We start from the raw sequence: 23,176 nt of genomic DNA on the forward strand, positions 1-23,176 counted from the left end.
ATGCTCTCTTATCAACACATTTACCACGCCGGGAATCTGGCTGATGTCCAAAAGCACGCATTGCTGGCCTGGGTGCTGGATTATTTGACGCGCAAGGACAAGCCGCTCAGCTATATCGAAACGCATTCCGGACGGGGGCTGTACCAGTTGGACGCAGACGAATCCATGCGGACGGGCGAGGCAGCGGCAGGGATCGCGCGCGCGAAACGAGAAGGGTGGTTCGGACCCGGACATCCGATGGCGCGGGTTCTGGAAAACGTACAGGCCCGGCACGGTGACGCGGCCTATCCGGGGTCACCGATGATTGCAGCAAGTCTGTTGAGGGATCAGGACAGTCTGCATTTTGCAGAGCTGCACCCTCAGGAACATGCCGCGCTGTCTTTGGCGATGTCGCCGTTCGGGGCGAGGGTGTATCAGCAGGACGGGTTTGAACTGGCGCAATCCCTGCTGCCTCCGACGCCGCGACGGGGAATGTTGCTGATTGACCCAAGCTATGAGGTGAAGACTGATTACGATCGACTGCCCGGCGTGATTGCCAAACTGCACCGGAAATGGAATGTCGGGGTGGTCGCGCTGTGGTACCCTGTTCTGACGGACAAACGCCACGCCCGGATGATCGCGACGCTTGAAGCGCAAAACTTCCCCAAGGCCATTTGTCATGAGGTGACATTCCCACCGGTGCGCGAGGGGCATCGGATGGTGGGATCAGGGATGTTCATTCTGAACGCACCATTCGGCATCGAGGAAGAAACGACACGTCTGTCGCAGCTATTCGCAGGTCTCTGAGGTCAGCCAAAAGAAATGCAACCGATGCTCCCGCCCTGTTTGCCCGCATCAGAGATGCCGTCAAACATGTTGGGCCCGGCAGCGCGCCGCAGGCGCGCTGCCGGGCCCAAAGCTGCAAGGGTGCTCGGCGCAGCCGGGCAACCGCAGGTGCGGGAGCCCCTCGCCGCGCCAATTCGGATCAGGTCAGGTCTTTGTAGCTGATTTCGCGGGCATCGGCGCCCGGGCCGGTCTTTTCCCGGCGCACGATCAGGCGGTTCAGCGCGTGGATATAGGCTTTGGCCGAAGCCACGACGGTATCCGTGTTCGCTGATTGACCCGTGGCGATCATGCCATCTTCTTCCAACCTGACCGAAACCGTGGCCTGCGCATCGGTGCCTTCGGTCACCGCATGAACCTGATACAGCTGCAAGCGGGCCGTGTTGGGGTAAATCGCACGGATTGCCTTGAAGGTCGCGTCTACCGGCCCGTCACCGTGTTCAGTTGCGATGACGTCCTTGCCGTCGACTTCCAGCTCGACCGTCGATTCCGCCTGCCCGCCGGTGCCGCAGGTGACTTTCATCGACACCAGTTGCAGATAGTCGTCCGCCTCATCCAGGGTCATCAGCGCAATGAGATCGTCGTCGAACACTTCTTTCTTGCGATCCGCCAAATCCTTGAACCGCACGAAGATGTCTTTGAGTTGATTGTCGCCAACTTCAAAGCCCAGCGTTTCCAGTTTGTCGCGCAGTGCCGCGCGGCCCGAGTGTTTGCCCAGAGGCAGGGATGTGCCCGACAGGCCGATATCCTCGGGGCGCATGATCTCGAAATTGTCGCGGTTCTTGAGCATGCCGTCCTGATGGATGCCGCTTTCGTGGGCAAAAGCGTTCTTGCCGACGATGGCCTTGTTGAACTGCACGTTGAAGCCCGACACCGTAGCGACCCGGCGCGAGATATGCATGATCTTGGTCGTGTCGATCCCGGTGTGGAAGGGCATGATGTCATTGCGCGTGCGCATTGCCATCACGACCTCTTCCAGGGCGGTGTTGCCGGCGCGTTCGCCCAGGCCGTTGATGGTGCATTCGATCTGGCGCGCACCACCGATGACCGCCGCCAGCGAATTCGCGGTCGCCATGCCGAGGTCGTTATGACAATGGGTGGCAAAGATCACCTCATCTGCGCCCGGAACCGTTTCGATCAGGCGTTTGATCAGGTCCGCGGATTCCAGCGGCGCAGTATACCCCACGGTGTCGGGGATGTTGATGGTGGTCGCCCCGGCCTTGATCGCGATTTCGATGACGCGGCACAGGTAATCCCATTCGGTCCGGGTCGCGTCCATCGGCGACCACTGCACGTTTTCGCACAGGTTGCGCGCGTGGCTGACCGTTTCGTGAATTTTGTCAGCCATCTCGTCCTGTGTCAGGTTCGGAATGGCGCGGTGCAGCGGAGAGGTGCCGATGAAGGTGTGAATGCGGTTCTGTTCCGCGTGTCTGACCGCCTCCCAGCAGCGATCGATATCGGCGAAATTGGCGCGGGCCAGACCACAGATACGGGCGTTCTTGGCGTTCTTGGCGATCTCGGATACCGCTTTGAAGTCACCTTCGGATGCGATCGGAAAACCGGCTTCGATGATGTCGACGCCCATGTCATCCAGCAGCTCGGCAATCTCGAGCTTTTCGTCATGGGTCATGGTCGCGCCTGGGCTCTGCTCGCCGTCGCGCAAAGTGGTATCGAAGATCAAGACACGGTCTTGGTCGGTCACGTTGGTCATGGGAATCTCTTTCTTGTCTGTCCTAAAGCCTGTTGGCGCGCTGGCGTCCTCCTCTGAGCGGGCGCGCCGGATGGCACGCTCAGAGGCGGATTAGGATCAGTAGGCCACGCAGAACCGCGCCGCGAGGGGCGGCTTTGGCAAAAGGGATATCTGCGCAGTTGATCATGGGTGTGAGGTTATACAGACGCCGCCGGGAATGAAAAGAACCAATTTTCGACAAGTTGCGGCGTAGGGGGGTCGAAATTCCCGCCCCTTGATTGATCCGTCCATGCCGCTAGCTGGTCGCAGATGGATACTGCTTTGATCATTGGTGCGTCCGGCGGGATCGGTGCGGCCGTACGCGAGCAATTGGAGGCACAGGGTGTTGCGGTGACGTGCCTTTCGCGCTCTGTCGAGGGGTTCGATCTGATGGAACCGGACCAAGCGAGTCGGATGCTTGATCGCCTTTCAGGCCCGTTCGATCTTGTTCTTGTCGCTTCCGGGGCGCTGGAAATTTCAGGCAATGCGCCCGAAAAGACCATTCGATCTGTTTCGGCAAGGGCAATGATGGACCAGTTTGCTCTGAATGCCGTTGGTCCGGCGCTGGTGCTAAGCCGGGCCCATCAATTGTTGCCGCGACAGCGGCGTTCGGTGTTTGCTGTTTTGTCCGCGCGGGTCGGTTCAATAGGAGATAACCGGATGGGCGGCTGGATCAGCTACCGCGCGGCCAAAGCAGCGGTCAATCAAATCGTCCATACTTCGGCGATAGAATTGGCCCGGACCCATAAACAGGCGATATGTGTTGCGCTGCATCCGGGTACGGTCAAGACAGAATTTACCCGGAAATACCTGGACCGGCATCCCGCCGTTGAACCCGTGGAAGCCGCGCGCAATCTGTTGTCCGTGATCGGCGGTTTAAGCCCGGCAGATACCGGTGGGTTCTTTGACTGGGCCGGAAAACCTGTTCCCTGGTGAGCGATCATTCGCTAGACGGATCTGGTTGTACCGTCTCTGACTCCGGGTCTGTCTGCTGTGCCGGAGTGTCTGCGCCGCCCTGTTGATCCGGGGTTTGATTCGGCAGCACACCGTTTTCCCAGATACCGGTTTCTTCTTGCCCGTTGGCGTAACGCATGGTCCCGCTGCCCTGCCTCTTGTTGTCGACAAAGTTGCCCTCATAGACGTCGCCGTTCGAGTAGGTCGCTATGCCTTCGCCGTTGATTTTGCCCTCGGACCAGTCGCCGACATACTTGAACCCGGCAGGGGTCACGATTTCTCCTTTGCCGTGACGTTTTCCGTTCATGAAATCTCCGGTGTAAACGGTGCCGTCAGAGTAGGTCGCCTTGCCTTTTCCCTGACGGACCCCGTTGACCCAATCCCCGTCATAGATCGAACCGTCCGCGCGGGTCATCACACCCTTGCCGTGGCTTTGCGCGTTTTTGAACTGACCCTTGTAGATCATGCCGGTGGCATAGGTCGCCGTACCCTGACCTTCGATGACGCCCGCGATCCACTCACCCTCGTAGGTGGAGCCGTCGGGATAGGTGATGCGGCCGTTTCCTTCCGCCAGATCGGCCACGAAATCGCCCACATAGACCGAACCGTCGGGATAGGTCAGCTCTCCCAGTCCTTCTATCTGACCCTGGTTCCAGTCGCCGGTGTACACAAAACCATCGGTTCCGGTGAACGTGCCCTTGCCATGGCGGCGATCATCGACAAAGTCACCCTCGTAGACGTCCCCTGACGCGTGAGTTACTTTGCCCTTGCCTTGGCGGCGCCCTTCCACAAGCGCGCCTTCATACACATCGCCATTGGCATAGGTCAGACGACCCGTCCCGGTGATCTGGTCCTGTGTCCATTCGCCCTCGTATATCATTCCGTCAGGCATCGTCTGGGTGCCTGTGCCATCGCGCAAGCCGGCATTGACATCGCCTTCGTAGACGCTGCCATCGGCATAGGTGATCGTGGCCTTGCCTTGTCGCTGGCCGTCCACCCAATCGCCATCGTAGACATATCCGTCGGGAAAGGTCAGTTTGCCCTTGCCGTGCCGCTGAGCGTTCCTGAACTCACCCTCATAGCGCGAGCCATTGGCAAATTCAGCGACGCCCGTGCCGTTGATGGATCCGTTGGACCACTCACCGTCATAGCTGCTGCCATTGGCATAGACGATCTTGCCGCGCCCTTCCGGCTGACCTTTGGCGAACGCGCCTTCGTAAACCGATCCATCCGGGTACTTGGTGACGCCCTGACCTTGAATTTCGCCTTCCACCCACTGGCCGGTGTATTCGAACCCGTTGGGCAGCCGATACGTACCCGTCCCGTGGCGCAGGCCGTTTTCATAGGTGCCCTCGTAGACGCCGCCCACTTCGTCATCCTTGACGATAACCGTACCGTCCTGCGCAAAAGCGGTCGCTGCTGCCAGGCTCATGGCCACAGCCCCAATTGAGTTTCGGATCACGTTCATTTTGGTCCTGCCTGCCGGATCATCGTTGGTTGCATCCCTGTGCGCAAAACTAGGGTACCGTCGAGGGCAGGGCAACGGGTTTTGCCGCATTGGCCTTTTACTCGCGCGGTGATCTGCTAAATGGCAGTAGGACTGACGAGGCAAGAGGGCAGCATGGCCGACCGTTTCCGCATCACTCTGGCGCAACTGAACCCGACCGTAGGGGATATCGACGGCAATGCGGCCAAGGTCGTTGCCGCGTGGGAACACGGCAAGGCGGCGGGGGCCGATCTGGTGGCGTTCCCCGAGATGTTCATCACCGGCTACAACACGCAGGATCTGGTGCTGAAGCCGGTGTTTCATCGCGCGGCCATGGATGCGGTCGAGTCTCTGGCCGAGAAATGCGCCGAAGGGCCCGCGATTGCCCTGGGTGGTCCGTGGGTCGATGACGGAAAGCTGTACAACGCCTATCTGATCCTGAAGGGGGGGCGGATCACCAGCAAGGTTCTGAAGCACCACCTGCCGAATGAGACTGTTTTCGACGAAGTGCGCCTATATGATGCGGGTCCTCTGGGCGGTCCGTATTCGGTTGGCAACTTCCGGATCGGCAGCCCCATCTGCGAGGATGGCTGGCACCCGGACGTCGCCGAAACGCTTGAGGAATCCGGGGCCGAGTTTCTACTGATTCCCAATGGATCGCCCTATTTCCGGAACAAATACGATGTACGTCTGAACCATATGGTCGCGCGCGTGGTCGAAACGGGCCTGCCGCTGATCTATTTGAACATGGTTGGCGGGCAGGATGATCAGGTCTTTGACGGCGCCAGCTTCGGTCTCAACCCGGGCGGAGAACTGGCCTTCCGGATGCCGGTATTCGACGAAGTGATTGCGCAGGTGGATCTTGAGCGCGGCGATGATGGCTGGCGCATTGTGCCGGCTGAGATCGTGCCCCAGCCGGATGTGTGGGAGCAGGACTATCGCGCGATGGTGCAGTCCCTGCGGGACTATATGGGCAAGACCGGTTTCAAAAAAGCAGTGCTGGGATTGTCCGGAGGGATCGATTCCGCGTTGGTGGCAACTATCGCGGTGGACGCTATCGGGGCCGACAACGTTCGCTGTGTGATGTTGCCGTCGGAATATACCAGCCAAGCCTCATTGGACGATGCCGAGGCCGTCGCCAAGGCGCTGGGTGTGCACTATGACCATGTGCCGATTTCTGAAAGCCGGGCTGCCGTCACCAATACGCTCGCTCCGCTGTTTGCGGGGTTGGACGAAGGGTTGACCGAGGAAAACATCCAGTCCCGCCTGCGCGGGCTTTTGCTGATGGCGATCTCGAACAAATTCGGTGAAATGCTTTTGACCACCGGCAACAAATCCGAGGTCGCTGTGGGTTATGCCACGATCTATGGCGACATGAATGGCGGCTACAACCCGATCAAGGATCTGTACAAGACCCGCGTGTTCGAAACCTGCCGCTGGCGCAACGCCAATCATCGAGACTGGATGATGGGGCCTGACGGAGAGGTCATTCGCCCGTCCGTCATCGACAAACCCCCCAGCGCCGAACTGCGCGAGGATCAGAAGGACAGCGACAGCCTGCCGGACTATCCGGTACTGGATGGGATACTTGATATTCTGGTCGATCAGGACGGATCCATCGCGGATTGCGTCGCCGCCGGATTTGACGAGGCGGATGCGAGAAGGGTCGAACATCTGATCTATATCAGCGAGTACAAGCGGTTCCAGTCCGCTCCGGGCACGCGCTTGAGCAAGCGGGCATTCTGGCTGGACCGGCGGTACCCGATCGTGAATCGCTGGCGCGAACGTCGCTGAAATCGAAGCCAGTTCTGCAAGATCGGAAACAGTGACGTTTCCTTTACGCGCTTTGTTCCCAGATCGGGGGGTGTTGCCTGTTAAATGGGGCAAAAAAGGCCACCCCAGACTTGTTTGGATGACATTTTTCTGACACATTTTTGCTTGGAAGTTGCCCAATGTGGGGCGGATGCGACGTATTGTTTGTTGAAGTTGCAAAGCTGATTTTGGTGAACGCGGCGTATCCGGGGTTGAATGTCTGAGTGAATGGTTTGGTGTTAAAATGTACGAGGATTATGAAAGATCGCTTCATGCGCCTTTGAAGTGGCGTACGATGGAATCTCCGCCGCAAGAATTGGACGAAGAAAAGCTGGATGCAGCAATTGCCGATCTGTTGAATGAGCAGCGGCAGTCGGAAGATCAGAGAGTGGCGATGTTGCGGCCAGAGTTTCCGCAATTGCTGCCACAGGAAGATGTGTCTGCGCAAGCGGCGCTGAAAGAAAAACGGTTGTCCTCGATCTTGCGCCAGAAATGGGCGGAACTGTCCGGCGCAGCGTAACCTTCGGCCCGCATTCATAGCCTCAGGCGTCTGGGTCACAGATGCCAAAATTCGCGTGGTCGCGGTGACGGTTTGTATTGCCTATGCTTTGCCTCTTGGTCTCCATAGCGGTCCAAGCGACAGAGTAAGGCCTATCGATGACCGCGCCCAAACCGACTCCTGTAGAACCTGATCTTGCCCTGCCTAAAACCGTTGATGTCGTGGTCATCGGCGGCGGAATCATCGGCGTTTCAACCGCGTTGGAACTGGCCGAGCGGGGTGCCTCGGTTCTTTTGTGCGAAAAAGGGCAGATTGCCGCCGAACAGAGTTCTCGCAATTGGGGGTGGGTCCGTCTTGGGATGCGGGACCCAAGGGAAATTCCCCTGATGCAGGAATCGTTGCGCATCTGGCAAACGCTCGATGACCGGCTGGACCGCAAGACAGGTTTCACCCGATCCGGTATTCTTTTTGGTGCATCGGGCAAGCGGGATGCGGGGAACATGGAGCGTTGGCTGCACCATGTCGACGGATTGCAGACCGGCGCGCGGATGGTTTCGGGCGGTGAGCTGGCAGACCTTTTGCGCGGCAACCAAACGGGCTTTGAAACAGCGCTGTACATGCCGCAGGATGGTCGTGCCGAACCACAGTGGACAGCCCCCGCCATTGCCGAAGCTGCGCGGGCTCGGGGCGCGGTGATCATGACGAATTGCGCCGTGCGCAGCGTGGACGTTCAGGCTGGGCGTATCGCCGGTGTCTTCACCGAACGCGGCAGAGTTGCCAGCGGGCGCGTCGTTCTGGCCGGGGGCGCGTGGTCGCGCCTGTTTGCAGGCAATGCGGGGATCGAACTGCCGCAGCTGAAAGTTCTGAATACGGTCCTGCGCACATCCCCCATCGCAGAGGGGCCTGAGGCGGCGTTGTGGTCGGATGACTTTGCGATCCGAAAACGGGCCGATGGCGGTTACACAATTGCGTCCGGTCATGAGAATACCGTTGACATCGTGCCGGACAGTTTTCGATTGGCGATGCAGTTCCTGCCGGCATTTGTGCAGGAGTGGAAATCTCTGCGCTTTCGCCTGTCCAAACGCTGGACGATCGAAGCAAAACAGGACCGGAGATGGCTGCCAACCGATGTGACACCATTCGAAAAGTGCCGGATCCTGGACCCTGAGCCGTCGCAAAAAACGTTGCGACGCGCCTGGGCCAGTGCATGCAAGGGATATCCCGCTGTGCAAACGGGCGAGATCGTACAAAGCTGGGCAGGTATGATCGATGTGACGCCGGATGCCATTCCCGTCATCTCGGGTGTGGATGACCTGCCGGGAATGTACATCGCCACCGGGTTTTCAGGCCATGGTTTTGGGATCGGACCCGGGGCGGGGCGGCTGATGGCTGATCTGGTTTCAGAAACAGTGCCTTGCGTGGACCCGGCTGCCTTTCGCCTGTCGCGGTTCAGCGACGGTTCAAAAGTGCGACCGGATCCGGGGTACTGACAGCCTAACCCATCATCTGGTAGCTGACCGGGACAAAGCGGAAGCCTTCTCCGCGTGCCTCAACATAGCCTGCACCGGGGAAAGGCATGTGATAGCCGACCATGGGCACTTTGTCGGCAGCCAGCATGCCAAGGACATTGCGGCGCGCGGCAGTTGCTGCGGCCTTGTCCATGTCAAACCGGACTTCCCATTCGGGATGAGCGAAAGACCAGACATAGTGGTTGGCCAGATCCGCCGTCAGCACCAGACGTTGCCCGTTGCTTTCCAGATGATAGACCGTGTGGCCCGGTGTATGGCCATAAGCGGCAACCGCGGTAATGCCCGAGGCGACCTCGCCCCCGTCTTCGACAAAGGTCATTTTCTCGGCCAGTGGTGTGACTTTTTCGGCGACCAGATCGCCCACGCGATTGCCTGCGTCCTGCGCAGCCCAGAAATCATATTCCGGAGAAGCCGTCACGTAGCGCGCATTGGCGAAGGTGGGCGCGCCTTCGGTGGTCATGCCACCGATATGGTCAGGGTGCATATGCGTTATCACGACCACATCGATCTGATCCGGGGTTACACCCGCATCTGCCAGCGCGGCCTGTATGCCACCTTGCCCCAGACCGGTATCAAACAGAACCAGCTCTGAGCCTGTATTGACCAGCGAGGGGGTAAAGAAAAACTGTGCGACGTCTGCGGGAATGAAGTTCTCAGCCGAAACCTTGGCGAATTCTTCGTCCGTCGCGCCGCCCCCAAAAATCTCTTTGGCTCCGTCGCGTGGAAAGCTGCCATCCAGCAGGGTCGTGACCGTGAAGTCGCCAACATGAAATGACTTGGCGATGGTCGAGTTTGCTTTGGTTTCCGGGCTTGCGGCCAGAACCGGTGCGGCTGCGGTTGCAAACGGCAAGGCGGCGGCAGTTCCCAAAGCGGCGCGGCGCGTGAGTTTCATTGTCATCTTCGTTCTCCCTGTCAGGACATCATTGTTGCAGTTAGGGCGTCGAGAGTCTGTTGCCAGTGTATACGCCATTCAGATGGGGTGCATGGATGAATATTACGTGTTAATTTTTGTTCATGGCGCGATCAGACAACAAGACAGTTCCGACGGATCAAAGCGTCGAGCATTTCCTGACAACGGTTCAACCTGCGCGCCGTGCCGAAGACGCGCACCAGCTTGACAAGCTGTTCCGCGCCACCACCGGGTTTGAACCGCTCATGTGGGGTCCGTCGATCGTCGGGTATGGCCGCTACCACTATCGCTATAAATCGGGTCGGGAAGGGGACTTTCTGGCAACCGGTTTTTCGCCGCGCAAATCAGCTTTGGTGATTTACATCATGCCGGGTTACGCAGATTTTGCGGATCTCATGGCCAGATTGGGAAAACACAAACTGGGCAAGTCCTGCCTTTACGTCAACAAACTGGCGGATATCGATACGGGCGTTTTGGGCGAACTCATTCGCGCCGGATTGGACGACCTCGACAGGGTGTGGCCGGTGAAACCATTCTGAATCACCTGATGGATCAAGCGGCGGCTGGACAAAAACGCCCCCATGTGACAAGAGCCGCGCCAACAGGAGACACCCATGACAACCACCCGTTTCGCCCCGTCGCCCACCGGTTACATCCATGTGGGCAACCTGCGCACCGCCCTGATGAACTATCTGATTGCCCGCAAGGCAGGCGGTACGTTCATCCTGCGCATCGATGATACCGACCCCGAACGGTCGAAAGAAGAATATGTCGATGCCATCAAGCAGGACCTGGAATGGCTGGGTTTGCATTGGGACCGGGTCGAGCGTCAGTCGGACCGTCTGGACCGCTATGCCGAAGCGGCCGACAAGCTGCGCGCGATGGGTCGTTTGTACGAAGCGTTCGAAACGCCGACCGAACTGGATCTGAAACGCAAGAAGCAACTGAACATGGGCAAGCCGCCGGTCTATGACCGCGCTGCGCTGAACCTGTCGGAGGCCGAAAAAGAAACCTTGCGCGCCGAACGTGGCAACGGCGTCTGGCGCTTCAAGCTGGATCATGAACGTATCGAATGGAATGACGGCATTCTTGGCGACATCTCGATTGATGCGGCTTCGGTTTCCGATCCGGTTCTGATCCGTGGCGATGGTCAGGTTCTCTATACGATTGCGTCGGTTGTGGATGATACTGAAATGGGCGTAACTGATGTCGTACGGGGTTCGGACCATGTGACCAACACGGCGACGCAGATCCAGATCATCGAGGCGCTGGGCGGGCGTTGTCCGCGTTTTGCCCACCATTCTCTGCTGACTGGTCCGCAGGGCGAGGCATTGTCGAAACGGCTGGGCACGCTGGCTTTGCGCGATCTTCGCGAACAGGGTGTGCAACCGATGGCGTTGCTGAGCCTGATGGCGCGTCTGGGCTCGTCTGATCCGGTTGAGCTGCGCTCGGAAATGGCCGAGCTGATCGACGGATTTGATGTGAACCGGTTTGGCGCCGCGCCGACCAAGTTCGATGTACAGGACCTGTTCCCGCTGACCGCCAGGTATTTGCAATCGCTGCCGCTGTCCGATGTGGCCGGTGCCGTTGCGGATGCCGGTGTTCCCGATGAATTGGCAGAACCTTTCTGGGCCATGGCCCGTGAAAACATCACCACCCTGGCCGATCTCAAGGGCTGGTGGGAACTGTGCCGTGACGGGGCAGATCCCCTGATCGCCGATGAAGATCAGGAATTCATTGCCCAGGCGATGGCTTTGCTGCCCGAAGGTCCGTTCGACGGTGAGACCTGGAGCACCTGGACCAAAGCCGTGAAAGAGGCAACCGGTCGCAAGGGCAAAGGTCTGTTCATGCCGCTGCGCAAAGCGCTGACCGGCAAGGAGCGCGGCCCGGAAATGGCAGCGCTGATGCCGTTGCTACAGGTGATCCGCGCGCGCGGCTAACGTGGTGGCACACCAGAATTCTGGGCCACGTCATCGGCGTGGCCCTTTTTTGTTTACGCTGGTTGCACAAATCGAACCGACAAACTGGTCAGGCGGTCATCGACAAAATCACGTTCGACAGGTTTGAGTTGCTGGTGGCGTGGATAACGCGGTTCGGCGCGATCATTCAGGATCGGGGCATTCCATCCGGTTGTCGTCTCAAAGAATCGATCCGCGCCGTCCTCGCCGAATGCCCGCAAGTAACCCTGCACGACAACGTCGATATAGCTGAGCAGCAACGGATGGTGATTGCTGGGCTCGCTGTGCCGATCCTGAGGGACGGCGTAGACAGCTATTTCGACATCGTGCGTCAGGGGATGCGAAACCGACTGCGTTGCAGGAATTCGGTCATACGCCCATTCCCGTTCATCCAGCGCGGCCCAGTCATTTTTTGGAACATGCGCAATCATGCCTTCGATCTCTGACTCGGGGGCGGGCACGGCAGTCAGAAACGCCACGGGTCGCAGATCGGTATGCCGCCAGGCCCGCCGCCAACCTTTCAGTCGCGCGGGGCGCGGATCGGGGAAATCATGCGTCGCGAGGTTCACGAGGCTGCCATAGCCAAAGAAATAGGGGTCGGCCATCCGAGAAGTGTCCTTTGGGTCGATTGATGTATGTCAAACCGCTTTTTTCCCGGACATGCAATAAGGTTGCATCTTGATTTTAGGGAGGCCCTCATGCGGATTACCAAACGGACGAATATCGCTGTGCGCCTGTTGATGTATTGCGCAGCTCACCCGGACAGGCTGGTGACGAAATCCGAAATCGCCGAAGTGTGCAACATTTCCGAAAACCATCTGGCGCAGGTGATCAATCAGTTGAGCCAGCTGAACTATCTGAGCACGCAGCGCGGTCGTAACGGTGGCATGTCGCTGGCGCGCCCCGCGGATCAGATCCGCATCGGTGCGGTGTTCCGGCATGTTGAAGGGGCTTTGCCTATTGCCGAGTGTTTCGCCGACGCTGACAACACGTGCCCGCTCACGGATGCCTGCCGGCTGAGGCTTGCGCTTCAGGACGCGGCAGAGGTGTTCTATGCGTCCCTGGACGATGTTACCCTGGATGCGCTGGTATGTGACAATGATCCGCTGCTGAGGCTCTTGCAGCCTGTGGCCTGCGTGCGCTGATTTCAATCGCTTGCGCGCAATATGCGCGCCGGACGCATCGAAAGTGGACGCAGGGCAAAAACCAGCCCGGCACATAACGTGACACCTATCCCGGCCAGAACGATGCCGAAGGCCGATGACCAGATGACCGTGAACTCTGTGTCGAAGATGTAGGTGGCAACGGCCCAGCCGCCCAGGATACCAACGAACAGCGCGACGCAACCCGCGGCGGCCCCAAGCAGAACAGATCGCAGGCCAAAGCTGCGCAGGATATGGCCGCGGTCTGCACCCAGTGTCCTGAGGATTGCTGCTTCGTACCTGCGGGCAGGTTCGCCCGCCGCCGCTGCACCGATCAGCACCAGAAATCCGGTCAGCAGGGATACTCCCGCGCCATACGAGGTTGCTGCGGCGATGCCTGCCAGCAGGCCCGAGACGCGATCAATGGCGTCGCGCACCCGGATGGCCGTGATATTGGGGAACTGGCCTGCAAGATCCCGCAGGATGGCTGCCTCGGCCTGTTCTTCGGCATAGACCGTCGCGATAAAGCTGTGCGGCGCACCGGCCAGCGCAGAGGGGTTCATCGACATGACAAAGCCCATTCCCGCGGTAGAGAAATCCACCTCGCGCAGGGACGTCAGCTCTGCCGTGATGTCACGCCCCAGGATATTGACGGTCAGTTGGTCGCCCAGGTTCAGGCCCATCTCTTCAGCTTCTTCCGCGGCGAAACTGACCTGAGGCGCACCCGCGTAGTCTTCGGCCCACCATTCCCCTGCGGTCAGGCGTGCGTTCGGCGGCGGTTGAACCGAATAGGTCACGCCACGATCCCCTTCCAGAACCCAGTGATCTCCGGCCACGTCCCGAGCGGGCCGGCCGTTGATCTGCGTGATGATCCCGCGCAACATCGGCGCGCTTTCAATGCGGCTGACTGCGGGGTCGCTTTGCAGGCGTTCGGTGAAGCCGGGCATTTGATCTTTCTGGATGTCTACAAAGAAGTACGACGGCGCCACATCCGGCAGGTTGCCCGAAATGGCGTTGCGCAGGGTGCCGTCGATCTGCCCGACCGCTGCCAGCACCGACAGGCCCAGCCCCAGTGACAGAACCACAGACCCTGCGCCCTCGCGTGGGTCCGAGATGGCCGACAACGCCCATCTGACGGTGGGCCGCCCGCGGGCCAACGAAGCCCCAGCCCGGGCCAGTTTGCGAATGGCATAAGCGGCGAGGGCCAACAGCGCCAGTGCACCGACAAGCCCGCCACCGGTCCAGACAGTAAGCCGCGTCGAGCCACTGAACCATGACGCCAGGGCGATCAGCAACAACAGCCCGACACCCGTTGCCACGACGTAAATCAGACGCGGAAAGGGGCGGGCCGAGCTTAACGCGTCGCGAAACAACGTCGCGGCGCGCACATCCTCGGTGCGGGCCAGAGGCCAGAGGGTGAACAGGAACGCTGTGAGCAGACCGTATATTGCTGCCTCGATCAGCGGCTGTGGATACAGGGAAAACACTGCGGGAACCGGCAATTGGCTTTCCAGCAGCGGGGCCAGAACAAGCGGCGCCAACCCACCCAGCGTCAGGCCGATCACGATCCCGAAGACGGACAGAACGCCAATTTGAATCATGTAGGTTTGAAAAATGGTGGCGCGATCGGCCCCCAAGGTGCGCAGCGTCGCAACGGTTTCCGTCTTCTGCGTCAGATAAGCACGCACGGCGGCAGACACGCCGATGCCGCCGACGGCAAGCCCCGACAGCCCGACAAGGACAAGAAAGGCACTCAGGCGATTGACGAACTCGGATATCCCGGGGGCACCGTTGCGCGCGTCCGTCCAACGCATCCCGGTGCCTTCGAATGCCGCATCAGCCTTTGCGGATACATCCGAAAGATCTGCGTTCCGGGGAAGGGTCATCCTGTACTTGGTCGAAAACAGCGTTCCGGGTTCCAGCAGACCGGACGCCTGCAACGCCTCGGTTCGTACCAGAGTGCGCGGCCCAAGGCCAAACCCATCCGCCGCGCTGTCGGGCTCGTCCAGCAAGGCAGCCGTCAGGATGAACTCTTGCGTCCCAAGTGAAAACCGATCACCGACGGACACCCCAAGCCGGTCCATCAGCACAGGTTCCATCACCGCCCCGGGCAAGCCGGAACTGCCGTTCAGGGCGTCTTCCAGCGGGATCTCGGGTTCCAGCCGTACCGAGCCGACAAGTGGGTACGCGGCGTCGACCGACTTGACCTGAGTCAGCGCTCGTTCCGGACCTGTCGCGCCGGGCACGACGGCCATCGAGCGGAAATCGACAATCTCGGAAACGCCCGCGGACGTCTGTTGCATCCAGTCGCGCTCGGCCGGGTCGGCAAATCGATAGGTGAACTCAAGCTCGGCATCGCCCCCCAGCAGCGAGGCTCCTTCCTGAGCCAGTCCCGTCTGGATGGCTGTACGGACCGAACCGACGGCTGCGATGGCCGCGACCCCCAACGCCAAACAGGCCAGAAAGATCCGAAAACCACTCAGGCCTCCGCGTAGCTCGCGGCGGGCGAGCCGCCCGGCCATCCGCAGGCTCATTCAGCGGCCTCCTGCCGGGTCTCTTCGGCGATCCTGCCGTCACGCAACCGAACGACCCGATCACATCTTTCGGCCAATGAATGGCTGTGTGTCACCAAAACCAGGGTTGCGTCGTATTTCCGACGCAGACCAAACAGCAGATCAACAATTGCGGCCCCGTTGGTTTCGTCCAGGTTCCCGGTCGGTTCATCAGCCAACAGGATTTTGGGGCGCGGCGCAGATGCTCGTGCCAAGGCAACACGCTGTTGTTCTCCGCCCGACAGTTGCGCCGGGTAATGGTCGCGACGGTGCGATAGGCCCACGGCGTCCAGCTCTTGCTCGGCCCGGTCGAACGCATCCTTGTGCCCCGCCAGTTCCAGTGGGGTCGCCACGTTTTCAAGCGCCGTCATTGTTGGGATCAGGTGGAAGTTCTGAAACACCACCCCCATACTGTCGCGCCGAAACCGGGCCAGTGCGTCCTCATCCATGTCGGTCAGGTCCTGACCCAGCGCCACGATTTGACCACGCGTGGCCTGTTCCAACCCGCCCATCAACATCAGCAGCGAAGACTTGCCCGAGCCCGAAGGCCCGATAAGCCCCAGCGTCTCGCCCTTGTTCACGGTCAACGTAATGTCATGCAGAATATCGACCCGCCCGGCATTGCCATCCAGTGACAAAGCGGCATTTTGGAGGGCGAGAACAGCAGTCGTCATGGGTCTACCCGAAAAAGGAGCGGTCTTTTGGGATATGGAGCGATCACTACGTTGCGCAAGGCTTTGATGGCAGGCCTTTTCACGTGGTGCGGTTTTGCGGCCACAGCCGAACAAGTGGTGATTGCGGCTTTGGGAGACTCGCTGACTCAGGGCTATGGGCTGGTGGAGGAGAACGGGTTTGTTCCGCAGCTTGACCGTTGGCTGCACGCGCAGGGGGCGGATGTCAGGGTAATCAACGCCGGGGTCTCGGGCGATACCACGGCGGGCGGGGCCGCGCGCGTGGATTGGACCCTGACCCCGGATGTGGACGGGATGATCGTGGCCTTGGGTGGGAACGATCTGTTGCGGGGGATCGATCCGGCCGTCTCAAAGGCCAATCTGCGCAAGATCCTGGACGTGGCGCGGGGCGCGAATGTACCGGTTCTGCTGATCGGCATGCAGGCTCCGGGCAACTATGGGGCCGATTACAAGCAAGCTTTTGACGGGATGTACCCTGACCTGGCACAGGAGTTCGATGTCCTCTTCGCCGCCAGTTTCTTTGAAGGGCTTGCGGCCGAGGGCGACCCCGGTGCGGTATCGCAGTTCATGCAGCCTGACGGAATACATCCAAACGCGGACGGGGTGGCAAAGATCGTTGAATCACTGGGGCCGTCCGTTCTGAAGCTGGTTGATCAGGCAGATCGAGCGGAATAGGCGCCCATCCATGCGCACTCAGACGACTGTAACGACAGTTCCGATCGGCACCCGGTTGTACAAATCGATCACATGCTCGTTCAGCATTCGTATGCAACCGTTGGACACTGCCCGACCGATGGTTTGCGGCTGTGTCGTGCCGTGGATACGGAAATAGGTATCGACACCGTTCTGGAACAGATACAGCGCCCGCGCGCCCAGCGGGTTGTCTCCGCCACCGGGTTGGACATAGTCATTGTCCTTGAATTTAGCGTAAGCGACGGGATCACGTTCGATCATCTCATCGGTCGGACGCCAGGTCGGCCATTCCTTTTTCACATCGATGGTGGCTGTGCCGGTAAACTCCAGCCCCGCCTTGCCGACTCCGCAGCCATAGCGGATCGCCTTGCGAGGTTCAGTGACGAAATAGAGATAGAACGACCGGGGCGCGACCAGCAGCTGACCTGGTACAAACTGTTTTTTGATGCGCACGAATTGCGGTGCCGGATCATACTCGACCGCCTTTTTGGCGCTGGCGATGCCCGGCAACATGCTGGCTGCTGTTGCGGCCAGAAAAATACGGCGTGTAAACATCGAAACCCTCGTCGAATGACCAATGAAACTAAAACCAATTTCATCATGATATGATATTTGGTCAATTCTAGGGCAGACATCACGTGGTCGTGATGTGTCCTGCCTGCCACCGGAAGGTCGCGGCGGGAAAGGGGCGAGGGGGGATCCCCTCACCCGATCTCAAGCTCAGGCCAGCTGGATGCTGTCGGCGCTTTCGCGGCCGTCACGGCCGGCACGCAGCTCGTACGTGACTTTCTGGTTGTCGGCCAGACCGGTCAGGCCCGAACGCTCGACAGCCGAGATGTGCACGAATACATCTTTGCCGCCCTCTTCCGGTGCGATGAAGCCGAAGCCTTTGGTGGTGTTAAACCATTTTACGGTGCCTGTAGGCATATCCGTGTCTCCTGTTTGAGTGCTGCCCACGGAGTTGCGGCAGCCTGGCGTCGTCGGTCTGTATCGATAGACTGACTGCCGATGAAGGAGACAGTAGGTCGAATAGATAAACGTAAGCTCTTTTCATATGGCATCGGGGCGGGGGTGTGACAAGAGATTTTGTTGGATTTGTACATGGGTATGAGCGATTTCCGCCGTGCCCACATGCCCGGGGGCCGCGTATTCTTTCAAGGTGCCGCAGCCTTGCCCAGAATCGACGAACAGGTTGAACGGCTGCATTTGGTCATAACAGAAACCGTGCAGAGTGGTGTTCATGTCGGCAGATGGTCACGCGCCCTTTTCGCAGCAATGCAGGTCGCGATGGATGGAGAGAATCCCGCGCCACACGCCCCTGTCGTCGGCGCAAGGGACACGCTGCGATTTCAGGCAACAAGCTGGCAGGCATGCCCGTTACTTGTAAAGTGCGCGGGCCTCGGCGAAGGACAGCAGACGACGGTTCTTCTCGTCCCACAGGTGAAGCCGCGCATTGGCAAGACTTTCCCGAATGGTCATCCGGTTGCTGTTCGCCAGTTCTTCATGATCGCGCAGCACTTCGGTCAGGCGGTAGAACGGAATGCGGCTGTAGAGGTGGTGTACATGGTGGATGCCGATATTGGCACTGAACCACTGCAACACCGAGGGCAGTATATAGTGTGAACTTCCGTGCAGCGCCGCTTCATGCAGTTGCCAGTCTGCATCGGCGTCCCAATGCGTGTTCTCGAACTGGTGTTGTACATAAAACAGCCACACTCCGGCCGTTGCGGCAATCAGTGTCGACGGCAGAAAGATCAGCAACATCGGCATCAGCCCGCCAAAATAGTAGATGGCCACCAGTGCAATCAGAATGGCAAGATTGGTCGCCATCGCGCTGACCCAGAACCTGACGCTGTCTGTCAGGCCCAGCGGAAGGCGGTTTTGAAACAAAAACAGATAGCCAGGGCCAAGTACGAACAAAGTGATCGGGTTCCGGTACACGCGATACCAGAACCTGTTCAGTGGTGTTTTGGCCCGATATTCGGCCACGGTCAGGGTATGGATATCGCCCATCCCGCGCTTATCCAGGTTGCCTGAACTGTTGTGGTGTGCGGAGTGCGTGCGGCGCCAGACATCATATGGGGTCAGTGTCAGAACACCGATGCCGCGCCCGATCCAGTCACTGACGGTCCGATTCTTGAAGAACGCGCCGTGCCCGCAATCATGCTGGATGGCAAACAAGCGAAGCAGAAAGGCCGCATTGAGGACGGAAAGCGCAAAGGCCAGCCAATAGCTGACCGACAGTGACATCCAGGACAAAGCCCACAGCGCGAAAAAGGGGATAATGCTTATGCCCAGCTCAAAAGAGCTGCGCATTTGGTCCGGTTCGCGATATCTGGCAAGCGTTGTTACCCAGTCACGTGCGGCGGTGGTCTCCGGCTTTACCCGGTGCGAGGGAGAGGGTTCAGTCATACGCCTGCCAGTCAAGTGTTTGCAGGCCACCGGATAGACGACCACCCCGACATAGCAAGCGGTTTTTGTAAAAGTCGCTGCATTTTACGGTCACTTTTCGGTCAAGGGCCGGCAGAGGTGCCCTTTGCGTAACACTTGGCTCGGGTCCCCATGCCGGAACTTCAGGGCGCAGGGCAATCTACAGGCTTGTCAAGTGCGTTTATCGGGCCTATACGCCTGCGGTGGCTTTCCGCCACGAGAATCAAAACCAAGAAATGCCGTGTTTGGCCCATCACGCTTCGGGGTCATATCCGGCTTAGGAGAAGCGACATGAAACTGAACGAATTGCGCGACAATCCCGGCGCCAGCCCGAAACGCACCCGCGTTGGCCGTGGTCCGGGTTCCGGCAAAGGTAAAATGGGTGGCCGTGGTATCAAAGGCCAGAAATCCCGTTCGGGTGTGGCCATCAATGGCTATGAAGGCGGTCAGATGCCATTGTACCAGCGTCTTCCCAAGCGTGGCTTCAACAAGCCGAACCGCAAGGAATTCGCCGTTGTCAACCTGGGTCTGATCCAGAAATTCGTCGAAGCGGGCAAGCTGGACGCTTCGGCTGCGATCACCGAAGACGCTCTGGTTGCGTCCGGTCTGGTTCGCCGCAAGCTGGACGGTATCCGCGTTCTGGCCAAAGGCGAAATCAGCGCCAAGGTGAACCTGGAAGTGACCGGTGCTTCGAAATCTGCCGTCGAGGCAGTCGAGAAAGCGGGCGGTTCACTGAAGGTCACAAAAGCTGCTGCGGCAGAGTAATCGCTTGTGAGCGGGCAAAGACCCGCTTACATAGACCTCAGAGTTTTCCAAGACGCCGTCCGAGCCGGAAAACGGTTCCGGGCGGCGTTTGCATAAGAGAGACCGATTTATGGTATCAGCAGCAGAACAAATGGCAGCCAACACAAGCTGGGCTGCTCTGGGCAAGGCCACCGATCTGCGCAACCGCATCCTGTTCACGCTGGGTTTGCTGATCGTCTATCGTCTGGGCACATTCATTCCGGTGCCGGGGATCGACGGAGCAGCTTTGCGCGAATTCATGGAGCAGGCGGGGCAGGGCATCGGCGGCATGATTTCGATGTTCACCGGCGGGGCGCTGGGGCGGATGGGTATCTTTGCCCTCGGCATCATGCCCTACATCTCGGCCTCGATCATCGTTCAGCTGCTGACATCGATGGTTCCCGCGCTCGAGCAACTCAAGAAAGAGGGCGAGCAAGGGCGCAAGAAGATCAACCAGTACACCCGGTTCGGCACCGTGGCTCTAGCCACCGTTCAGGCTTATGGCCTGGCCGTTTCGTTGGAATCGGGCGATCTGGCGACTGATCCGGGTCTCTATTTCCGGATGTCGACCATGATAACGCTGGTTGGCGGCACCATGTTCCTGATGTGGCTGGGAGAGCAGATCACCGCGCGCGGTATCGGCAACGGCATCTCTCTGATCATCTTTGTCGGCATCATTGCCGAGGTTCCGGCTGCTCTGGCGCAGTTCTTTGCAAGCGGCCGCAGCGGTGCAATCAGCCCTGCCGTCATCGTTGGCGTGATCGTCATGGTGATCGCGGTCATCACTTTCGTGGTGTTCATGGAACGTGCATTGCGCAAGATCCACATTCAGTATCCGCGCCGTCAGGCCGGTATGAAAATCTACGAAGGCGGCTCAAGCCACCTGCCGGTCAAGGTCAACCCCGCAGGTGTCATTCCGGCGATCTTCGCCAGCTCGCTGCTGCTGCTGCCGGTCACGATCTCGACCTTCTCGTCAGGTGCCGCGAACGGGCCCGTCATGTCTTGGCTGCTGGCCAATTTCGGCCCCGGACAGCCGCTTTACCTGCTGTTCTTTGCCTCGATGATCGTGTTCTTCGCCTATTTCTATACGTTCAACGTGTCGTTCAAACCGGACGATGTGGCGGACAACCTGAAAAAGCAGAACGGTTTCGTGCCCGGCATCCGCCCCGGCAAGAAAACCGCCGAGTATCTGGAATACGTGGTCAACCGCGTGCTGGTGCTGGGTTCGGGCTATCTGGCGGCGGTCTGCCTGCTGCCCGAAATCCTGCGGGGCCAGTTTGCCATTCCGTTCTATTTCGGCGGCACCTCGGTTCTGATTATCGTCTCTGTGACCATGGACACGATCCAGCAGGTTCAGAGCCATCTGCTGGCGCATCAATATGAAGGGCTTATCGAAAAGTCCCAACTGCGTGGCAAAGGCAAGAAACGCGGCAGAAAGGGAGCTGCTCGTCGATGAACATCATTCTTCTGGGCCCCCCGGGGGCAGGCAAGGGAACGCAGGCGCGTCACCTGGTTGAAACCCGCGGTATGATCCAGCTGAGCACGGGTGACATGCTGCGCGAGGCGCGGACCAGCGGCACAGAGATGGGCAAGAAGGTTGCAGCGATCATGGACGCGGGCAAGCTTGTCACCGATGAGATCGTGATCGGCCTGATCGAAGAGAAACTGACCACCGAAAAGGGCGCCGGTTTCATCTTTGACGGCTTCCCGCGCACGCTGGCACAGGCCGACGCGCTGTCGGCTCTGCTGACCAAGCTGGGTCAGTCTCTGCACACCGTGATCGAGATGCGTGTGGATGATGATGCGCTGGTGGAACGGATTACCGCGCGGTCAACCTGCGGCGGATGTGGTGAGGTCTACAACGACAAGACCAAGCCGATCCCGGCTGATGGAAAGTGCACCAATTGCGGCAAGGAAAACGACTTCGTGCGTCGCGCTGACGACAACGAGGAAAGCCTTCGCACGCGTCTGATGGAATACTACAAGAAGACGTCGCCGCTGATTGGCTATTACTACGCCAAGGGTGATCTGCGCCCGGTGAACGGGCTGGCGGACATCAAGGAAGTCACGGCGTCGATCGAAGCCATTCTCGGTTGAGTTCAATATGGGCTTGACGGCACCGCCAAAAGCCCATATCGACCCCCATCCCTAAAGGGAATCAAGATCGCGTGAGGGATTCGTCGCTTGCGCCCCGACCACCTCGAATAATACTGGACCCTCTGGCGTCACTGCCACGGTCAGGTGTTGTGAAAAAAGGTTCCGGAGTTACGGAACCGCAACAAAAAAGGAAAGTGACACGTGGCACGTATTGCCGGCGTAAACATCCCGACTGCAAAGCGGGTACCTATCGCCCTCACATATATCACCGGTATCGGAAACACTTCGGCCAACGCAATTTGCGAAGCCGTAGGCATCGACGCATCGCGTCGTGTCAACGAACTGTCCGACGCCGAAGTTCTGGCCATCCGCGAGCACATCGACGCAAACTTCACCGTCGAAGGTGACCTGCGTCGTGAAGTTCAGATGAACGTCAAGCGCCTGATGGATCTGGGCTGCTATCGCGGTCTGCGCCATCGCCGCAACCTGCCGGTTCGCGGTCAGCGTACCCACACCAATGCTCGTACCCGCAAAGGCCCCGCAAAGGCCATCGCTGGTAAGAAGAAATAAGGGAGGGTCTGACCGATGGCACGTGACAAGACTCGCGTTAAGCGCAAAGAGCGCAAGAACATCGCATCGGGCGTTGCCCATGTGAATTCGACCTTCAACAACACCAAGATCCTGATTTCGGACGTGCAGGGCAACGCCATTGCATGGTCCTCTGCCGGGACCATGGGTTTCAAAGGGTCGCGTAAATCGACACCCTACGCCGCTCAGATGGCTGCCGAAGACGCAGGCAAGAAGGCGCAGGAACATGGCGTCAAGACGCTGGAAGTCGAAGTTCAGGGCCCCGGTTCGGGCCGTGAATCGGCACTGCGCGCGCTGGCTGCCGTGGGCTTCAACATCACGTCTATCCGCGACGTGACGCCGATTGCCCACAACGGCTGCCGCCCGCCGAAGCGTCGTCGCGTCTAAGCGATTTTGAATTGAGCTGGGGCTGTGTTTCTGCACGGCCCCAGCACGTCATTTTGAACCTCGGGCGTCTGCACCTTGTTGGTCATGGGGCGCGGACAGGAATGGAGGGATTA

General features: G+C 59.3%; 24 protein-coding genes. 14 read left to right on the top strand and 10 right to left on the bottom strand.

The window, feature by feature from the left end; all coding sequences use genetic code 11:
• Window positions 1–786 carry a 23S rRNA (adenine(2030)-N(6))-methyltransferase RlmJ gene (locus tag ACR0DJ_RS01075; RefSeq protein ID WP_425078908.1) on the top strand — a complete coding sequence of 262 codons (786 nt, stop codon included), beginning with the start codon at window positions 1–3 and terminating at the stop codon, window positions 784–786.
• A gap of 178 nt (window positions 787–964) precedes the next feature.
• Here the strand turns inward: ACR0DJ_RS01075 and ACR0DJ_RS01080 are convergent, their stop codons facing one another.
• A complete protein-coding gene (locus tag ACR0DJ_RS01080; protein ID WP_425078907.1) occupies window positions 965–2,533 on the bottom strand; it encodes a 2-isopropylmalate synthase in 1,569 nt (522 codons plus the stop codon).
• Between the two features lie 288 nt (window positions 2,534–2,821).
• Here ACR0DJ_RS01080 and ACR0DJ_RS01085 point away from each other — a divergent pair, with 288 nt between their 5' ends.
• A complete protein-coding gene (locus ACR0DJ_RS01085) occupies window positions 2,822–3,487 on the top strand; it encodes an SDR family NAD(P)-dependent oxidoreductase (protein WP_480683598.1) in 666 nt (221 codons plus the stop codon).
• 4 nt (window positions 3,488–3,491) lie between these two features.
• Here ACR0DJ_RS01085 and ACR0DJ_RS01090 read toward each other — a convergent pair whose 3' ends face one another.
• Window positions 3,492–4,973 (bottom strand): MORN repeat-containing protein, encoded by a 1,482-nt coding sequence (locus ACR0DJ_RS01090; protein ID WP_480683599.1) that lies wholly within the window; start codon window positions 4,971–4,973, stop codon window positions 3,492–3,494.
• A gap of 153 nt (window positions 4,974–5,126) precedes the next feature.
• On the opposite strand from ACR0DJ_RS01090, the gene ACR0DJ_RS01095 reads away from it, so the two are divergent.
• From ACR0DJ_RS01095 to ACR0DJ_RS01105, 3 genes are all read left to right on the top strand, one after another.
• Complete coding sequence (locus tag ACR0DJ_RS01095; protein ID WP_480683600.1) at window positions 5,127–6,785, top strand: NAD+ synthase; 1,659 nt, start codon at window positions 5,127–5,129, stop codon at window positions 6,783–6,785.
• Between the two features lie 313 nt (window positions 6,786–7,098).
• Window positions 7,099–7,323, top strand: a complete 225-nt coding sequence (locus ACR0DJ_RS01100; protein ID WP_254440028.1) for a hypothetical protein — start codon at window positions 7,099–7,101, stop codon at window positions 7,321–7,323.
• Window positions 7,324–7,460: 137 nt separating this feature from the next.
• Window positions 7,461–8,792, top strand: a complete 1,332-nt coding sequence (locus ACR0DJ_RS01105; RefSeq protein WP_425078903.1) for an NAD(P)/FAD-dependent oxidoreductase — start codon at window positions 7,461–7,463, stop codon at window positions 8,790–8,792.
• 4 nt (window positions 8,793–8,796) lie between these two features.
• On the opposite strand, the gene ACR0DJ_RS01110 is transcribed toward ACR0DJ_RS01105, so the two are convergent.
• Window positions 8,797–9,729 carry an MBL fold metallo-hydrolase gene (locus tag ACR0DJ_RS01110; RefSeq protein ID WP_480683601.1) on the bottom strand — a complete coding sequence of 311 codons (933 nt, stop codon included), beginning with the start codon at window positions 9,727–9,729 and terminating at the stop codon, window positions 8,797–8,799.
• A 116-nt stretch (window positions 9,730–9,845) separates the two neighbouring features.
• Between ACR0DJ_RS01110 and ACR0DJ_RS01115 the strand changes: the two genes are divergently transcribed.
• Together ACR0DJ_RS01115 and gltX are read left to right on the top strand one after the other, a co-directional pair.
• Entirely contained in the window at window positions 9,846–10,280 is a 435-nt protein-coding gene (locus ACR0DJ_RS01115; RefSeq protein WP_425078902.1) for a DUF1801 domain-containing protein, read from the top strand.
• A gap of 75 nt (window positions 10,281–10,355) precedes the next feature.
• On the top strand, window positions 10,356–11,681 hold the full coding sequence (gene gltX / locus ACR0DJ_RS01120; protein ID WP_480683602.1) for a glutamate--tRNA ligase: 1,326 nt from the start codon (window positions 10,356–10,358) through the stop codon (window positions 11,679–11,681).
• A gap of 53 nt (window positions 11,682–11,734) precedes the next feature.
• Here gltX and ACR0DJ_RS01125 read toward each other — a convergent pair whose 3' ends face one another.
• Window positions 11,735–12,304: a gamma-glutamylcyclotransferase family protein gene (locus ACR0DJ_RS01125; RefSeq protein WP_480683603.1), complete on the bottom strand. Its 570-nt coding sequence runs from the start codon at window positions 12,302–12,304 to the stop codon at window positions 11,735–11,737.
• 93 nt (window positions 12,305–12,397) lie between these two features.
• Between ACR0DJ_RS01125 and ACR0DJ_RS01130 the strand changes: the two genes are divergently transcribed.
• A complete protein-coding gene (locus ACR0DJ_RS01130; protein ID WP_170346430.1) occupies window positions 12,398–12,844 on the top strand; it encodes an RrF2 family transcriptional regulator in 447 nt (148 codons plus the stop codon).
• A gap of 2 nt (window positions 12,845–12,846) precedes the next feature.
• On the opposite strand, the gene ACR0DJ_RS01135 is transcribed toward ACR0DJ_RS01130, so the two are convergent.
• Together ACR0DJ_RS01135 and ACR0DJ_RS01140 are read right to left on the bottom strand one after the other, a co-directional pair.
• Window positions 12,847–15,375, bottom strand: a complete 2,529-nt coding sequence (locus ACR0DJ_RS01135; protein ID WP_480683604.1) for an ABC transporter permease — start codon at window positions 15,373–15,375, stop codon at window positions 12,847–12,849.
• On the bottom strand, window positions 15,372–16,067 hold the full coding sequence (locus ACR0DJ_RS01140; protein ID WP_170346432.1) for an ABC transporter ATP-binding protein: 696 nt from the start codon (window positions 16,065–16,067) through the stop codon (window positions 15,372–15,374). The genes ACR0DJ_RS01135 and ACR0DJ_RS01140 overlap by 4 nt, the downstream gene beginning before the upstream one ends.
• A 66-nt stretch (window positions 16,068–16,133) precedes the next feature.
• On the opposite strand from ACR0DJ_RS01140, the gene ACR0DJ_RS01145 reads away from it, so the two are divergent.
• Window positions 16,134–16,760 carry an arylesterase gene (locus ACR0DJ_RS01145; protein ID WP_170346433.1) on the top strand — a complete coding sequence of 209 codons (627 nt, stop codon included), beginning with the start codon at window positions 16,134–16,136 and terminating at the stop codon, window positions 16,758–16,760.
• An 18-nt stretch (window positions 16,761–16,778) separates the two neighbouring features.
• Here ACR0DJ_RS01145 and ACR0DJ_RS01150 read toward each other — a convergent pair whose 3' ends face one another.
• From ACR0DJ_RS01150 to ACR0DJ_RS01165, 4 genes are all read right to left on the bottom strand, one after another.
• On the bottom strand, window positions 16,779–17,333 hold the full coding sequence (locus ACR0DJ_RS01150) for a L,D-transpeptidase (protein ID WP_480683605.1): 555 nt from the start codon (window positions 17,331–17,333) through the stop codon (window positions 16,779–16,781).
• 165 nt (window positions 17,334–17,498) lie between these two features.
• Entirely contained in the window at window positions 17,499–17,705 is a 207-nt protein-coding gene (locus ACR0DJ_RS01155) for a cold-shock protein (RefSeq protein WP_170346435.1), read from the bottom strand.
• 123 nt (window positions 17,706–17,828) lie between these two features.
• Complete coding sequence (locus tag ACR0DJ_RS01160; RefSeq protein WP_480686218.1) at window positions 17,829–18,020, bottom strand: hypothetical protein; 192 nt, start codon at window positions 18,018–18,020, stop codon at window positions 17,829–17,831.
• A 135-nt stretch (window positions 18,021–18,155) separates the two neighbouring features.
• Window positions 18,156–19,190 carry a fatty acid desaturase gene (locus ACR0DJ_RS01165; RefSeq protein ID WP_170346436.1) on the bottom strand — a complete coding sequence of 345 codons (1,035 nt, stop codon included), beginning with the start codon at window positions 19,188–19,190 and terminating at the stop codon, window positions 18,156–18,158.
• 309 nt (window positions 19,191–19,499) lie between these two features.
• On the opposite strand from ACR0DJ_RS01165, the gene rplO reads away from it, so the two are divergent.
• From rplO to rpsK, 5 genes are all read left to right on the top strand, one after another.
• A complete protein-coding gene (gene rplO, locus ACR0DJ_RS01170; RefSeq protein ID WP_170346437.1) occupies window positions 19,500–19,973 on the top strand; it encodes a 50S ribosomal protein L15 in 474 nt (157 codons plus the stop codon).
• A 109-nt stretch (window positions 19,974–20,082) separates the two neighbouring features.
• A complete protein-coding gene (secY, locus tag ACR0DJ_RS01175) occupies window positions 20,083–21,447 on the top strand; it encodes a preprotein translocase subunit SecY (protein ID WP_170346438.1) in 1,365 nt (454 codons plus the stop codon).
• Window positions 21,444–22,088: an adenylate kinase gene (locus ACR0DJ_RS01180; protein ID WP_170346439.1), complete on the top strand. Its 645-nt coding sequence runs from the start codon at window positions 21,444–21,446 to the stop codon at window positions 22,086–22,088. The genes secY and ACR0DJ_RS01180 overlap by 4 nt, the downstream gene beginning before the upstream one ends.
• A gap of 201 nt (window positions 22,089–22,289) precedes the next feature.
• On the top strand, window positions 22,290–22,658 hold the full coding sequence (gene rpsM, locus ACR0DJ_RS01185; protein WP_170346440.1) for a 30S ribosomal protein S13: 369 nt from the start codon (window positions 22,290–22,292) through the stop codon (window positions 22,656–22,658).
• A 15-nt stretch (window positions 22,659–22,673) separates the two neighbouring features.
• Window positions 22,674–23,063, top strand: coding sequence for a 30S ribosomal protein S11 (gene rpsK, locus ACR0DJ_RS01190; protein WP_093965380.1), 390 nt, complete (start codon window positions 22,674–22,676; stop codon window positions 23,061–23,063).
• The last annotated feature ends 113 nt before the right edge of the window (window positions 23,064–23,176 follow it).

The organism is Ruegeria sp. BF10 (genome assembly GCF_056538725.1).